Source organism: Clostridium sp. TJA085 (assembly GCF_058310235.1).
In genome coordinates, this window is the sequence record NZ_JBZEEZ010000001.1 from 1357622 (window position 1) to 1372043 (window position 14422).

A 14422-nucleotide genomic window follows, 5' to 3' on the forward strand; every position below is an offset into this window, starting at 1 on the left:
CTAATTTATTTATATATTAGAAAATTTTACACTTTTAATATAAAGTAAATTATATATTGAATGTGGATTTAATTCAACTTACTTATTTAACTTTAAGCTTCTTAATAATAGTCCTATTCAGCTGATTTATATTTCATTTTAGTAGCTTTTCCACCTCTTATATGACGCTCTGCTTTATTAAGTTCTAAAATATTATGAGTCTTTTCAGCAATTATAGGGTTTATTTTAGGTAATCTTTCGGTCATATCTTTATGAATAGTGCTCTTACTTACTCCAAAAACTTTAGCAGTCTTTCTTATTGTTGATTTCGAATCTATTATATATTGTGCTACTTCTAAAACTCTTTCTTGAATATAATCTTTCAAGAGTACTACCTCCTTAAATTTATATTAACCAGCCATATTAAAATGGCTGATTAATATTTTTCACCTAATTATTTTTTATAATTAAAGTATTTTAATGGATCTACTTCTGTGTATTTGTTGTTCTTATTTAATAAAACTTTTAAATGTAAAAAGTCTTCTTTAACACACATCTTTAAAGTGCTTGATGTATTACCAATTTTTCCAATTTCTTGACCTTTAGTAACTTTATCACCTTTTTTAACTTTTAATGCTTTATCTAAATTTGCATAAGATGTTCTCATTCCATTTGCATGTTTAACTACAACAGTAACGCCATAAGTAACATCATTTTCGACAATTTCATCAACAACTCCAGCTTCAGCTACTTTTACAGGAGTTCCAAATTTTGCTTTAACAGATATTCCACCATAGCTATAACTTGAATCTCCCTTTTCTCCATCTTTTACAACCTTTCCATCCTTAAATAGGTATGGTTCGTTATGACCTTGTAGTAATATTCCATCTACAGGTTTAGTAAAATTCATTTTATTAGTATTTCCTACAGCCTGACTTGTTTGTTTATTTTCTTCTTTCTTGTTGTTTTGTGTACTATCAACTCTTTCGGAATTCTCCATAACACTATCAACTTTTCCTTCTTTATTTTCCTCAACATTAAGTGTTATCTCTTGTTGTGATTGAGTTTGTGATTGATCTTCTTTATTATTTGTTGCACTTTTTATTGCTATAGCTCCACCTATAGTGATTACACATAATCCAACAAATAACGCTACATAAAAACCTTCTTTCTTAAAGAAGGTTTTTACACCTTTAAATTTTTCATTTAATCCATTTAATTTTTTGTTCATAATAAACACCTCCTTTTCGTATTGTGTCCATAATATGAAAAATAATACATTTTTAATAAAAATTATAATAAAAAGAGTGATATTTGATTTTTAATCAAATATCACTCTTTAAATATCTATAAATTTATTTGAATTTTACCTTACCAATTTCAATATCAGTATAATAATGCTTTAATATATCATCATATTTTTTATTATTTTTGGCCATTATATTCGCTCCCCATTGACTCATTCCAACTCCATGCCCGCTACCTTTACAAGATATATTAACATTATCTTTTGAAAACTCCAAAGTAAAGTTTGCAGATTTTAAATCGAACATCTTTCTAAAATCTGTTCCTTTAATAGTTATATTTCCTATCTTAATTTCTTTTACAGATCCCCCCTCAGTTCTTGATTTTATTTTTACTTTACTTCTTATATTTTTTTCTGTAAGACCGGCTTTAGCATAACTTGTATTTATTATATTTATAAAATCATTGTTATTTATTATTTTTTCTGATTCATAAGAATTAGAAACTTCTTCCCCCTTACTAAAAACAGATTTCAAATAAGGTACCTCAGATGAAAATACATCTTCAGCATTTTCTGTTTTTCCAGAACTTGTTGAAAAAAATTGTGGATATAAAACAAGTTTTCCTTTATATATTAATACCATATCCTTTGTTTCATTTATTGCTTTTTTTATTTTTTCATAATTATTCTTACGTTCCTTATCACTCCACTTTTCTAACCTTTCTTCTTTACTCATATATGCCTGACAATGGACAGCATCACATATTTCCCCACCTTTTGCTTCCTTACAATTATTAAGCCTTTTACTATAATAAAATGTCCTAGCAGCTATAGCCTGAGCCTTTAATGCTTCCAACTCAAAACTCGCTGGCATCTCGCTTGAAACAACACCTAACAAATATTCTTCTACAGGAATAGTTTCAATTTTATTAGTACTATGCCTAAATACTTTAACATTCTCCTCACCCTTTATATTTATATTAATAATAGAACTATCATTTAAATTTTCATTTGAAGTAAAATTTTCTATACCACTTCCCATAAGTATATATGGAATAATAAGAATAAATACCATAATAAATAATGTTGTTATACATATATCTTTAATATTTTCTATTATATCTTTCTCCCTCATTCCCATTCCCTCCTCTTTATGTATACAATTTATTTATATGATTTTTAAATAAAAATAGTACATTTAAAGCTATATTTATGTAAAGCACATAAAAAAATAGAAGGTATTATACCTTCTATTTTTTTATTCTATAAACTTCTGCACCAAGATTTCTAAATTTTTCTTCTATATCTAAATACCCTCTATCAATATGATATATATCAGATATTTCTGTTACTCCATCAGCAACTAAACCTGCTAATATCATAGCAGCACCAGCTCTTAAATCTGTGGCTTTAACTTCACATCCAGTTAATCCTCTTACACCTTCAACAACTGCAACTCTACCATCAATTTTGATATTAGCTCCCATTCTTACTAATTCAGGAACATGCATAAATCTATTTTCAAATACTGTTTCTGTAACTAAACTAGACCCATTTAAAATTGATAATAAAGCCATCATCTGAGGTTGCATATCTGTTGGAAATCCTGGATATGGTAACGTCTTTATATCAACAGGCTTTTTATCAAACCTACCATCTACTATTATTCCATCCTCTTCTTCATTAAATATAATTCCACATTCTTTTAACTTTTCTATTAACGGTCTTAAATGTTCTTCATTTATATCATTTATTTTTATAACGCTATTAGTCATTGCTGCTGCAACCATAAATGTTCCAGCCTCTATCCTATCATAAATAGGTTTATATTCTAATCCTTTTAGTGAATCTACACCTTCTATTGTAATCTTTCCAAGTCCAGCACCTTTTATTTTGGCTCCCATTGAATTTAAAAAGTTAGCTAAATCCCATATTTCTGGTTCTTCAGCAGCATTTTCTATAATTGTAGTTCCACTTGCTAAAACAGCAGCCATTATTATATTTTCTGTAGCTCCAACTGATGGAAAGTCTAAATATATTCTATTTCCTATTAATCTTTTTGCTTTTGCTTCTATATAACCATGTCCTTTTATTATTTCTGCACCTAAAGCAGCGAATCCCTTTAAATGCAAATCTATAGGTCTACTTCCTATATTACATCCTCCAGGCATGGCAATCTTACAATATCCAAACCTTGAAAGCATAGGTCCCATTATCAAAAACGATGCTCTCATTTTTCTTACTAATTCATTTGTTGAATCAAAAACCTTTATACTGCTTGTATTTATTTTTAAAGAATTATCTATTTTTGAATAACTAATGCATGCACCTAACTCTTTAAGTAAATTTAATATAACTTGAACATCTTCTAACATTGGCGTCTTTTTTATTATTATATTGTTTGGAGATAATATTGTTGAAACTATTATTGGTAGTACTGAATTTTTAGCTGAATTTATATTAACTTCCCCTGATAGTTCTTTTACACCTCTCACTATAATCTTTTCCATATTTTCCTCCATAATAAATTTCTAGTATGTTGTAAATATAACTGGTGTACCTATAACAAGATATACTCCTGTGTTATATTTCATAATTCCATAACTTAGCTTTTCTCCATTCTTTAATGTTTCTTTTCCTACATATCCATTTTCAATTTTTAATAATTCTTTTTTTAATTCTATATTATCTATATCAAAATTATCTGTATTGGATATTTCTCCCTTATAATATTTAAAGTATATTTTATTTCTAACTTTACTTGATAAAATATTATCTAATTCTCTTTTTAAATCTTCAGTTGACATACATTTATTTTTATTTATTATGAAGCTTTCAACAAATGTAATATTATCTTCTTCCCAAATTTTTATTTCAATAATATTATTACTTTTTAAATAAAAATGATATTTATTATTTATATTTTCAATTTTATATTTATCACTCATCAATCCTAATATTCTATTTAATTCATAATCTTTATTTGATCCAATATTATATTGTAACTTAACTCCATTTTCATTAAATTCAGTTTTATTAATCAAAAAATTTTCTAATTGATAAAAAGATATATTTTCTAAATTATTAATTGAAACTCCTGATAAATTAATAGAAAAAATAATAATATAGATGAAAAAGTTTTTTATCCCCATTATCCCCAACTCCTTACATCATAATTATTATCATTTTTATATTTTATTATTCATATAATTTATCTTATACTATAATATATAATTTTTATTATTTTTTGTGATACATTGTCATAAAATAGCTATAAATGAAAAAAGACTTAGGTAATATTACCTAAGTCTTTTTTTATCTTTTCTTTAACTCTAATCTTGTTAAAGCTCTAGCTAATGCTAATTCAGCTCTTTCTTTATCAAAGTTTTCTTCTTTCATATGCTTTTCAGCTCTTTGTTTTGCCTCTTGTGCTCTTCCTGAATCTATTTCTTCTCTAGTTTCAGAAGCTTCGCAACAAAAATCTAAAACATTCTTTTTAAATCCAATTACACCAGTTGAAGTAAATAGTTCTATTTTTTCACCATTAGATCTAGTTATCTCTGTAATACATGGTATTGTATTGATTACTATAGATGCATGGTTTGCAAGTATTTCAACTTTGCCATTTTCAGTCTTTGTTAAAATACTTATAACATCTTCTTCAAACTTAATTTTGTCTGGTGTCATTATCTTCAGTTTAAAGGTATTTGCCATATCGCATCATCCCCTTACGCTAAAGTTTTTGCTTTTTCTATAGCTTCTTCTATAGTTCCAACAAATAGGAACGCTGATTCTGGTAATTCATCATGCTTACCTTCAATAATTTCTTTGAAACCTTTTATTGTATCTTGAATTGTAACATATCTACCTTGCATTCCAGTAAATTGTTCTGCAACTGTAAATGGTTGAGATAAGAAGTTTTGAACTTTTCTTGCTCTACTTACAGTAACTTTATCTTCATCTGATAACTCGTCAACACCTAGTATAGCTATAATATCTTGAAGTTCTTTATATCTTTCTAATATATGCTTAACTTTTGATGCAACTTCATAATGTTCTTCTCCAACTACTCTTGGATCTAATATTCTTGAAGTTGAATCTAGTGGGTCAACTGCTGGATATATTCCACGTTCAGCTACACTTCTTGATAAAACTGTTGTTGCATCTAAGTGTGTAAATGTTGTTGCTGGTGCTGGGTCTGTTAAGTCATCAGCAGGAACATATACTGCTTGAACTGATGTGATTGATCCATGAGTTGTTGATGTGATTCTTTCTTGAAGAGAACCCATTTCAGTAGCTAGTGTTGGTTGGTAACCAACTGCTGAAGGTATTCTACCTAATAAAGCTGAAACTTCTGAACCAGCTTGTGAGAATCTAAATATATTATCTATGAATAATAACACATCTTGACCTTGATCTCTAAAATATTCTGCCATTGTAAGTCCTGTAAGAGCAACTCTCATTCTAGCTCCAGGTGGCTCATTCATTTGTCCAAATACTAATGCTGTATTTGCTAAAACTCCTGAATCTTTCATTTCATAGTAAAGGTCATTACCTTCTCTTGATCTTTCTCCAACACCTGTAAATACTGATAATCCACCGTGTTCTTTAGCTATATTATTTATAAGTTCTTGGATAAGTACTGTTTTACCAACTCCAGCACCTCCGAATAGACCTATTTTACCACCCTTTTGATAAGGAGCTATAAGGTCAACAACCTTAATCCCTGTTTCAAACATTTCTGGCTTAACTGATTGCTCTGCAAATGATGGTGCTGGTCTATGTATTGGATAGAACTCTTTTGCTTCAATTTTTCCAGCTAAGTCTAAATCAACTGGATTTCCTAAAACATTAAATATTCTACCTAAAACAACTTCACCTACTGGAACAGAAATTGGCTTTCCTGTATCTACAGCCTTCATTCCTCTTCTTAATCCTTCTGTCGCTTCCATAGCTATTGTTCTTACTATATCATCACCAACGTGTTGCTCAACTTCTGTTACTAATATGTTTCCGTCCATTTCTATTTCAATAGCATTATATATGTTTGGAAGTGACTCAGTATTAAATTTTATATCAACTACTGGTCCAATAACTTGAACTACTTCTCCTATATTATTAGGCATATGATTATACCTCCTCACTATTTTTGTGCTTCTGCCCCACCTACTATTTCTGCTATTTCTTGGGTTATAGCACTTTGTCTTATTCTATTGTATTTTGTATGTAATGAATCTAATAAGTCATCTGCATTCTTTGTAGCGCCATCCATAGCTGTCATTCTTGCAGATTGTTCACTAGTTTTTGCATTTAAAATACAATTAACTAATTTAGATTTTAAATAAAAATCAAAAGTTGCCTCTATTGAAGATTCACTATGAGGCTCTACCATGAAACCTCTATCTTCTTCAATTTCATCAAATTCTATAGGTAATAATTTTTCTACCTTTACAACTTGAGAAACTGGAGATGTAAATTCTGTATATACAACATTAATTTCTCCAACTTCATTTGAATTATATAATCTTAATGCATGTTTATAAATCATTGAAACTTCTTTCATATCACTTGTTTCTTTTATATCAACATATTCTGCTACAGTTTGGAAACCATATCTCTTCATATAAGATACACCTTTTTTTCCTAAACACATAACTAAGCTATCTGATTTTTCATCTCCAACGTGATTCTTAAGTCCTAATGCAACACTAACATTATATCCTCCACATAATCCTGAATCTGATGTTACAACAATATATAACTTTCTTTTTGACTGTCCACCTTTAAAATATATACCTTCTTTTTCAATATCAACTGATGAAAAAGCTTCTTGTGCTATATTTTTAGTAGCTTCAAAATATTTGTTATTTTTGTTTAATTCCATTCTGACTCTTCTTAACTTAGAAGTGGCAACAAGTCCCATGGCTTTTGTTATCTTTTTTGTATTTTCTACTGACTTAATTCTACGCTTTATTTCAATAAGTCCAGCTCCTGCCATACCTCCACCTCCTAAAAGATGGCATAGCTTATAATAAGCTATGCTTTATTTTAAGAATATTTTCTTGAATTCAGTAATTGCTTCTTCTAGCTCTTTCTTAATTTCATCATTTAAGACTTTCTTAGCTAAAATTTCTTTTCCTAATTCTCTATGTTGAGTATCCATATATTCTAAGAAATCTTCTTCAAATTTTCTTACATCTTCAACTTTTATATCTGATAAATAATCATTTACTGCAGCGTAAAGAATCATTATTTGTTTTTCAACTGCCATAGGAGAATATTGTTTTTGTTTTAAAACTTCAACCATTCTCTTACCTTTTTCAAGTCTTCTTGCAGTATCTGGGTCTAAATCTGATCCAAATTGAGCAAATGATGCTAATTCTCTATATTGTGCAAGTTCTAGTCTTAATGTACCTGAAACTTGTTTCATAGCTTTAATTTGTGCATTACCACCAACTCTAGATACAGATATACCTGCATTAACAGCTGGTCTTTGTCCTGAATAGAAAAGATCTGATTCTAAGAATATTTGACCATCTGTTATTGATATAACATTTGTTGGGATATAAGCTGTTACGTCTCCTGCTAATGTTTCTATAATTGGAAGTGCAGTTAATGAACCTCCACCATTCTTCTCTGAAAGTTTAGCTGCTCTTTCAAGTAATCTTGAGTGAATATAGAAAACATCTCCAGGATAAGCTTCTCTTCCTGGTGGTCTCTTAAGTAATAATGACATTGTTCTATAAGCAACAGCGTGCTTTGATAAGTCATCATATACAACTAATACATCTTTTCCTTGATGCATGAAATGTTCACCAATTGAACATCCAACATAAGGTGCTAAGTATTGAAGTGGTGCTGATTCTGAAGCTGTAGCTGCTACAACTATTGTGTAATCCATAGCACCAAACTCTGTTAATGTATTAACTATATTTGCTACTGTTGATTGTTTTTGACCTATTGCAACATAAATACAAATAACATCTTTATCTTTTTGATTTATAATTGTATCTATTGTAATTGCAGTTTTACCAATTTGTCTATCTCCAATTATAAGTTCTCTTTGTCCCTTACCTATTGGAATCATTGAGTCAATTGCTTTTATTCCTGTTTGTAATGGCTCGTTAACTGAGCTTCTATCTAAGATACTAGGAGCATGTATTTCAATTGGTCTATATGCTTCTGGTTTAACTGGACCTTTAGCATCAATAGGATTTCCAAGTCCATTTAAAACTCTTCCTATTAAGTCTGATCCAACTCCAACTTCAACAATTTTTCCAGTTCTCTTAACAACGTCTCCTTCCTTGATTCCTTCTTCTGAACCAAGTAAAACGCATCCTACATTATCTTGCTCAAGGTTTAATGCCATACCATAAACATCATTAGGGAATTCTAATAATTCACCTTCCATACAATCATCTAAACCATATACTCTAGCAATTCCATCACCAATTTGAATGATTGTACCTGAATCAACTGTTTTTATTTCTTTATCATATTTTTCGATTTCTCTCTTAATTATAGAAGTAATCTCTTCTGGTTTGATATTCATGGGTTCACCTCTATTCCATCTTAAGCATTAGTGCTCTCATATCTTCAAGTTTTGCCTTTATTGATCCATCAATAACGTCATTTCCAACTCTTACATATAATCCACCTATTATGCTTTTATCAATTTCATGTTCTATAATTACTTTTTTATTATATTTATTTTCTAGCTTTTCTTTTAGTCTTTTTTCTTGATCTTCTGTAAGATCAATAACACTCTTGACTTTAGCTATTACTGTATTTCTTTTTTCCAAATAGATTTGTTCCATTTGGTTAAGTTTTTCTCTTAAATAAAGAATTCTTCCTTTTTCAACTAATATTAGTAAAAAAGATAATAGCTCCTCATCAACTTTTCCCTTAAATACGTCTATAAATATTTTTTTCTTCTTTTTAGTACTTATTTGAGGGTATTTAATAATTTCGTAAAACTCTTGATTGTTATCAATAATATCGCAGATTTCTCTTAAATCTTTTAGATATTCTTCAACTTTTCCCTTTTCTTCTGCTACTTTATATAATGCTAAAGCATATCTACGATCTAAATATTCGTACATAATTAAATACCTACCTTATTTATATAGTCATCGATAAGTTCTCTATGTTTTTTCTCGTCTATAGCTTCACCAAGGGCCTTCTCAGAAAGAAATACAGCTAATTCAACTGCTTGAGTTTTAATTTCTGATTGAGCTTTTGTACGCTCTCTGTTAATTTCTACTTTAGATTTTTCTACAATAGAGCTAGCTTCCCTTTTTGCATCATCTATTATTTCTTTATAGATGTTATCTGCTTTAGCCTTATATTGACTAACAATCTCTTTTCCTTCTTTTCTAGCTGTTCCGATTTCTTTTTCATTTTGAAGTTTTATAACTCTAGCTTTTTCTAAATCCTCATCAGCTTTATTTATTGTATCTTCTATACGACTTTTTCTTTCTTTTAAAATCTTGTTTACTTTATCAAAAGCGAAATGTTTAACAACCCAAAATAATATTAGTAGGTTAACTACAGTTACTATCATTTCTGGTATGTTAATATTCATATTAATTTCCAAATCTAAAGCCTCCCTTCCAGGCTTATTAAAACCCTATTCTGTATTATATTATTAATTAGTGAATACCAACGAATAATAAAATTAATGAAACTAGTAATCCGTATATTGCAGTTGTTTCTGCTAATGCACAACCGATGAAATATGTAGACATAAGTTTACCGCTTGCTTCAGGTTGTCTTGCTATGCTCTTTAGAAGACTAGCTGTTGCGTTACCAATACCAACTCCTGCACCTATTGCTGCAATAACTGCAAGTCCTGCACCAATTGCACGCATTCCTATTATAAATTCTGCTCCAGTCATAAATGATTCCTCCTTAAAATTGACAAATAGATTTCATTTTAATATTAGTTTTTATTGCTTGAATTATTCTTCTGCTGTCATCTTTATATAAATCATTGTTAATATTGTAAAGATAAATGTTTGTAAGAAACCATCAAACAAATCGAAGTATGCCATAAATGGCACTGGGATAGCTAATTGAGCAAACCAAGTCACTTTACTTAGTGCTTGTAATAACAATTCAATAATTACTGTAGCAACTGTAATATTACCAAAAAGTCTGAAACTTAATGTTATAGGTAACATTATTCTTTCTAGTATATTGATTGGTATTAAAGCTGGACTTGGATGGGCATATCCTTTTAAGTATCCTATTCCACCATTCTTTATAATTGAATTTATATGAATAATTAAGAATGTTGTAAGTGATAACACTAAAGCAACACTATAGTCTGCTGTTGGTGGATGTAATCCTATAAGATCTGTAACATTCATAAAGAATAAAAATAATACTAATGCACCAATATAAGCTGCAAATCCTGCATATTTATCGCCCATTGTGTTCTTAACCCAATTGCTAATTCCTTCAACGAAAATTTCAATTATTGTTTGACTTTTTCCTTTTGGAATAACTGAAAGATTTCTTGTCATTAATATAAGTACAATAGCTATTATTATTATTATTCCCCATTGTTGTAATACTGTAGACCCAATCTCTTTAAACAATGTTTCCACTCAATCACTTCCTTTCTTCATATTTAATTGCCATAAACAAAGAAATAAAGTTGGACATATAACCTATTACATAAGCTATAACATTATATTGGTTTTGCAATAATAACAACCCAACTATTGCAATAATAATTATTCTTATTACAAAACTAACCATTAACATTAAGCCCTTAAAGCCTATATCACTTTCTACAGTCTTTGTCATAACTGCACCACTTATTAAAAAATTAAAAATACTAACTATAGATCCAATGACAAAGGGAATCTGGTAATTAATATTTATGAAATATAAAATTATTAGCCCTGCAGTCAAGATAACTAAACTACTCTTAAAAGTTTGTTTTAGTATCCCACTTAAATCTCCAACCATAACTTCCCTCCTCGGCAATCATACTAACTATTATAGTTTATATGTTTTTTTCTCTAAAACTTAATTTTAAAGCAAATACCTGTATTTTCTTAATTTATTTCAGTTTATTATATTTTATTTACTGATTACTGTTATTTCCTTTGATTTAGTATATTTTTCAGTTATGGAGAAAGAAATAGGTTGTTTAATTTCTTTTTTCTGAATATTCAGATTTCTAATACATTCCTCATTTTAACTTTTACTATATTTTTCATAAGTTTTATAATATTTTTTAAATTTTGCTACTATGTATACATTTTCTTAAAAGCTTATAATGTTTAACTTCATATGTAGTTTGAATAAACCTTTTATTTTTTATTCATTGTGTTCTTTAATTATTAATATTTTTATTAATTTATTCATGTTTATGCATATATTAATTTATATTTCTACATATTTTTATTTATAATAATCATTTATTCTTTATATTTTTATTATAAACATTATTATCTTATAAATCATTAAAAATATTCAAAAAAATATTCAAAAAAAAATATACCTTAAGAAAATTTCTTAAGGTATATTTTTAATTATATATTATAATTATCTTTCAACAATTATAGCAGTTCCCATTCCGCCACCTATGCAAAGTGTAGCTAAACCTTTTTTAGAATCTCTTTTTTCCATTTCATGAAGTAATGTAACTAATATTCTAGCTCCTGAAGCTCCAACTGGATGTCCTAAAGCTATAGCTCCACCATTTACATTAACTTTACTCATATCGAATCCTAAATCTTTAGCTACTGCTAAACTTTGAGCTGCGAAGGCTTCATTTGCTTCTATAAGATCTAAGTCTTTAACTTCTAAGCCAGTTCCTTCTAATGCTTTCTTTGTTGCACCAAATGGTCCATATCCCATAATTGCTGGATCTACTCCTCTTGATCCATATGAAAGAATTTTAGCCATTGGCTTAATTCCTAAACTTTCAGCTTTTTCAGCGCTCATTACAACTAATGCAGCAGCTCCATCATTTATTCCTGATGCATTACCAGCTGTAACTGTTCCTTCTTTAATAAATGCTGGTCTTAATTTTGCTAAAGTTTCTTCAGTTGTTCCAAATCTTGGGAATTCATCAGTATCAAATATTTTTGGTTCTCCTTTTCTTTGAGGAATTACAACTGGAACTATTTCATCTTTGAATCTTCCTTCTTTTATAGCTTTTTCTGCTTTTTGTTGTGAAGCTGCAGCAAAAGCATCTTGTTCTTCTCTAGTTAAGTTCCATTGTTTAGCTATATTTTCAGCTGTTACTCCCATATGATAATTGTTGAATGCATCCCATAATCCATCAGTTATCATTGTATCTATCATTTTTCCATTACCCATTCTTTGTCCCCATCTTGCTGTATCTAAAGCAAATGGAGCTCTTGACATACTTTCCATACCACCAGCTACTACTATATCAGCATCTCCAGCTTTTATCATTTGAGCTGCTAAGCTAACTGCTCTTAATCCTGATCCACAAACTTTATTTAAGGTCATTGCTGGTACTTCATTTGGAAGTCCTGCCTTTATAGCTGCTTGTCTAGCTGTATTTTGACCAAGACCTGCTTGAATAACATTTCCCATTAATACTTCTTCTACCATTTCTGGTTTAATTCCTGCTCTTTTTATTGCATCTTGAATTACTGTTGCTCCTAAATCTACTGCTGGAACATCTTTTAAAGATCCTCCAAATGATCCTAACGCTGTTCTAACAGCACTTACTATTACTACTTCTCTCATTAACAAAACCTCCTAATATATGATTACTTTAAACCATAATCTTTGTTAAACTCTTAACATACTTTTATTATAACCATTTCATTCCTAATAATCAATAGTTTTTGTTAAATTTTAAACAAATACTTTTTATAATATTTTTACTTTTTTTGTGATTGTATTATAATATTAATTAAATTAATATTAGTTTATTAATTTAATAATGTTATTAATATATATAAATAGTAAAATTACATAATTTTTATAAAAGGAGCTTTTATTTATGAAGAGAACAGATTACATATCTTGGGATGAATATTTTATGGGACTTGCTCTTTTATCAGCAAAAAGAAGTAAAGATCCAAGTACACAAGTTGGAGCATGTATAGTTAGTCCTACCAATAGAGTATTATCTGTTGGTTATAATGGATTTGCCTTTGGTTGTTCTGATGATGATTTTTCTTGGAATAGAGAAGGAGAATTTCTTGAAACAAAATATCCTTATGTTGTTCATGCAGAACTTAATGCCATATTAAATAATAGAGGTGTATCTTTTGAAAATGCAAAATTATATGTAGCTCTATTCCCTTGTAATGAATGTGCAAAGGCTATAATACAAAGTGGAATAAAAGAAGTGATTTTTTTAAGCGATAAATATTCTAATACAGATGTTGTTAAAGCTTCTAAAAAAATGTTTAATGCAGCTGGAGTTAAATTAACTCAATTGAAACCTTCAGTAGAAAAAATAGAACTTTCATTTAATGTAGATGATATTTAAAAAAATAAATCCTTCTATTTATAAATAGAAGGATTTATTTTTAAACCTTATAATAATTATTTAGTACCAAATAATCTATCCCCTGCATCTCCAAGACCAGGTACTATATATCCTTGCTCATTTAACTTTTCATCTATTTCAGCGACGAATATATCAACATCTGGATGAGCTTCCTTTATAGCCTTTATTCCTTCTGGTGATGAAATTAAACACATAAGCTTTAAGAATTTAGCTCCTTTATTTTTAAGCATTGTTAAAGCATCTATAGCTGATCCACCAGTTGCAAGCATTGGGTCTACAACTATTATTTCTCTTTCAGCTATATCTTGAGGTAATTTACAGAAATATTCAACTGGTTGTAATGTTTCTTCATCTCTATATAATCCTATATGTCCAACTTTAGCTGCTGGTATAAGTTTTAAAACACCATCTACCATTCCAAGACCTGCTCTTAGTATTGGAACTATTGCAAGTTTCTTACCTGCAAGCATTCTACATTTTGTTTTACATATCGGTGTTTCTATTTCAACATTTTCTGTTGGTAAGTTTCTTGTAACTTCATATGCCATTAACATTGAAACTTCTGATACTAATTCTCTAAAATCTTTTGATCCAGTATCCTTACTTCTTATAAATGCTAACTTATGTAGTATTAATGGGTGATTGATTTCTGTAACTTTACTCATTATTTAACGCCTCCAAAT

The 14422-nt window shown here is 29.0% G+C and carries 17 protein-coding genes; 1 reads left to right on the top strand and 16 read right to left on the bottom strand.

The genetic code is table 11. The annotated features are described in order from the left end of the window. Positions 1 to 113: 113 nt before the first annotated feature. The 15 genes from spoIIID to AC4FQW_RS06980 all read right to left on the bottom strand — a co-directional run bounded on the left by spoIIID (position 114) and on the right by AC4FQW_RS06980 (position 12964). Complete coding sequence (gene spoIIID / locus AC4FQW_RS06910; RefSeq protein WP_303129917.1) at positions 114 to 365, bottom strand: sporulation transcriptional regulator SpoIIID; 252 nt, start codon at positions 363 to 365, stop codon at positions 114 to 116. Positions 366 to 433: 68 nt separating this feature from the next. Further along, positions 434 to 1210: a peptidoglycan DD-metalloendopeptidase family protein gene (locus AC4FQW_RS06915; RefSeq protein ID WP_491148057.1), complete on the bottom strand. Its 777-nt coding sequence runs from the start codon at positions 1208 to 1210 to the stop codon at positions 434 to 436. Positions 1211 to 1334: 124 nt separating this feature from the next. Continuing rightward, positions 1335 to 2360, bottom strand: coding sequence for a stage II sporulation protein D (spoIID, locus tag AC4FQW_RS06920; RefSeq protein WP_491148059.1), 1026 nt, complete (start codon positions 2358 to 2360; stop codon positions 1335 to 1337). 115 nt (positions 2361 to 2475) lie between these two features. Then, positions 2476 to 3735 (bottom strand): UDP-N-acetylglucosamine 1-carboxyvinyltransferase, encoded by a 1260-nt coding sequence (murA, locus tag AC4FQW_RS06925; RefSeq protein ID WP_491148060.1) that lies wholly within the window; start codon positions 3733 to 3735, stop codon positions 2476 to 2478. 21 nt (positions 3736 to 3756) lie between these two features. Next, positions 3757 to 4377 carry a hypothetical protein gene (locus AC4FQW_RS06930; protein WP_491148062.1) on the bottom strand — a complete coding sequence of 207 codons (621 nt, stop codon included), beginning with the start codon at positions 4375 to 4377 and terminating at the stop codon, positions 3757 to 3759. Positions 4378 to 4540: 163 nt separating this feature from the next. Next, on the bottom strand, positions 4541 to 4939 hold the full coding sequence (locus tag AC4FQW_RS06935) for an ATP synthase delta/epsilon chain alpha-helix domain-containing protein (protein WP_303129927.1): 399 nt from the start codon (positions 4937 to 4939) through the stop codon (positions 4541 to 4543). Between the two features lie 14 nt (positions 4940 to 4953). After that, positions 4954 to 6351: a F0F1 ATP synthase subunit beta gene (atpD, locus tag AC4FQW_RS06940; protein WP_303129929.1), complete on the bottom strand. Its 1398-nt coding sequence runs from the start codon at positions 6349 to 6351 to the stop codon at positions 4954 to 4956. Between the two features lie 17 nt (positions 6352 to 6368). After that, positions 6369 to 7223, bottom strand: coding sequence for an ATP synthase F1 subunit gamma (atpG, locus tag AC4FQW_RS06945; RefSeq protein ID WP_303129931.1), 855 nt, complete (start codon positions 7221 to 7223; stop codon positions 6369 to 6371). Positions 7224 to 7268: 45 nt separating this feature from the next. Then, positions 7269 to 8777, bottom strand: coding sequence for a F0F1 ATP synthase subunit alpha (gene atpA / locus AC4FQW_RS06950; protein ID WP_303129933.1), 1509 nt, complete (start codon positions 8775 to 8777; stop codon positions 7269 to 7271). A gap of 10 nt (positions 8778 to 8787) precedes the next feature. Beyond that, positions 8788 to 9327, bottom strand: coding sequence for a F0F1 ATP synthase subunit delta (locus AC4FQW_RS06955; protein ID WP_303129934.1), 540 nt, complete (start codon positions 9325 to 9327; stop codon positions 8788 to 8790). A 2-nt stretch (positions 9328 to 9329) separates the two neighbouring features. Then, on the bottom strand, positions 9330 to 9821 hold the full coding sequence (locus AC4FQW_RS06960) for a F0F1 ATP synthase subunit B (protein ID WP_303129935.1): 492 nt from the start codon (positions 9819 to 9821) through the stop codon (positions 9330 to 9332). A gap of 55 nt (positions 9822 to 9876) precedes the next feature. Next, the gene (atpE, locus tag AC4FQW_RS06965; RefSeq protein WP_303129937.1) at positions 9877 to 10122 is read right to left on the bottom strand and encodes an ATP synthase F0 subunit C; all 246 of its coding nucleotides are present in this window, start codon (positions 10120 to 10122) and stop codon (positions 9877 to 9879) included. A 63-nt stretch (positions 10123 to 10185) separates the two neighbouring features. After that, positions 10186 to 10836 carry a F0F1 ATP synthase subunit A gene (locus AC4FQW_RS06970; RefSeq protein WP_303129939.1) on the bottom strand — a complete coding sequence of 217 codons (651 nt, stop codon included), beginning with the start codon at positions 10834 to 10836 and terminating at the stop codon, positions 10186 to 10188. A gap of 4 nt (positions 10837 to 10840) precedes the next feature. Then, positions 10841 to 11203, bottom strand: coding sequence for an ATP synthase subunit I (locus AC4FQW_RS06975; RefSeq protein ID WP_303129940.1), 363 nt, complete (start codon positions 11201 to 11203; stop codon positions 10841 to 10843). 582 nt (positions 11204 to 11785) lie between these two features. After that, on the bottom strand, positions 11786 to 12964 hold the full coding sequence (locus AC4FQW_RS06980; protein ID WP_303129941.1) for an acetyl-CoA C-acetyltransferase: 1179 nt from the start codon (positions 12962 to 12964) through the stop codon (positions 11786 to 11788). 259 nt (positions 12965 to 13223) lie between these two features. On the opposite strand from AC4FQW_RS06980, the gene AC4FQW_RS06985 reads away from it, so the two are divergent. After that, positions 13224 to 13718: a deoxycytidylate deaminase gene (locus AC4FQW_RS06985; protein WP_303129942.1), complete on the top strand. Its 495-nt coding sequence runs from the start codon at positions 13224 to 13226 to the stop codon at positions 13716 to 13718. Positions 13719 to 13774: 56 nt separating this feature from the next. Here the strand turns inward: AC4FQW_RS06985 and upp are convergent, their stop codons facing one another. Next, complete coding sequence (gene upp, locus AC4FQW_RS06990; RefSeq protein ID WP_303129943.1) at positions 13775 to 14404, bottom strand: uracil phosphoribosyltransferase; 630 nt, start codon at positions 14402 to 14404, stop codon at positions 13775 to 13777. Between the last annotated feature and the right edge of the window lie 18 nt (positions 14405 to 14422).

What these genes read in the sequence shown, in the direction of transcription:
- AC4FQW_RS06915 (WP_491148057.1), bottom strand. Translation starts at nt 1,210, where the DNA reads ATGAACAAAAAATTAAATGGATTAAATGAAAAATTTAAAGGTGTAAAA.
- spoIID (WP_491148059.1), bottom strand. Translation starts at nt 2,360, where the DNA reads ATGAGGGAGAAAGATATAATAGAAAATATTAAAGATATATGTATAACA.
- murA (WP_491148060.1), bottom strand. Translation starts at nt 3,735, where the DNA reads ATGGAAAAGATTATAGTGAGAGGTGTAAAAGAACTATCAGGGGAAGTT.
- AC4FQW_RS06930 (WP_491148062.1), bottom strand. Translation starts at nt 4,377, where the DNA reads ATGGGGATAAAAAACTTTTTCATCTATATTATTATTTTTTCTATTAAT.
- AC4FQW_RS06935 (WP_303129927.1), bottom strand. Translation starts at nt 4,939, where the DNA reads ATGGCAAATACCTTTAAACTGAAGATAATGACACCAGACAAAATTAAG.
- atpD (WP_303129929.1), bottom strand. Translation starts at nt 6,351, where the DNA reads ATGCCTAATAATATAGGAGAAGTAGTTCAAGTTATTGGACCAGTAGTT.
- atpG (WP_303129931.1), bottom strand. Translation starts at nt 7,223, where the DNA reads ATGGCAGGAGCTGGACTTATTGAAATAAAGCGTAGAATTAAGTCAGTA.
- atpA (WP_303129933.1), bottom strand. Translation starts at nt 8,777, where the DNA reads ATGAATATCAAACCAGAAGAGATTACTTCTATAATTAAGAGAGAAATC.
- AC4FQW_RS06955 (WP_303129934.1), bottom strand. Translation starts at nt 9,327, where the DNA reads ATGTACGAATATTTAGATCGTAGATATGCTTTAGCATTATATAAAGTA.
- atpE (WP_303129937.1), bottom strand. Translation starts at nt 10,122, where the DNA reads ATGACTGGAGCAGAATTTATAATAGGAATGCGTGCAATTGGTGCAGGA.
- AC4FQW_RS06975 (WP_303129940.1), bottom strand. Translation starts at nt 11,203, where the DNA reads ATGGTTGGAGATTTAAGTGGGATACTAAAACAAACTTTTAAGAGTAGT.
- AC4FQW_RS06980 (WP_303129941.1), bottom strand. Translation starts at nt 12,964, where the DNA reads ATGAGAGAAGTAGTAATAGTAAGTGCTGTTAGAACAGCGTTAGGATCA.
- AC4FQW_RS06985 (WP_303129942.1), top strand. Translation starts at nt 13,224, where the DNA reads ATGAAGAGAACAGATTACATATCTTGGGATGAATATTTTATGGGACTT.
- upp (WP_303129943.1), bottom strand. Translation starts at nt 14,404, where the DNA reads ATGAGTAAAGTTACAGAAATCAATCACCCATTAATACTACATAAGTTA.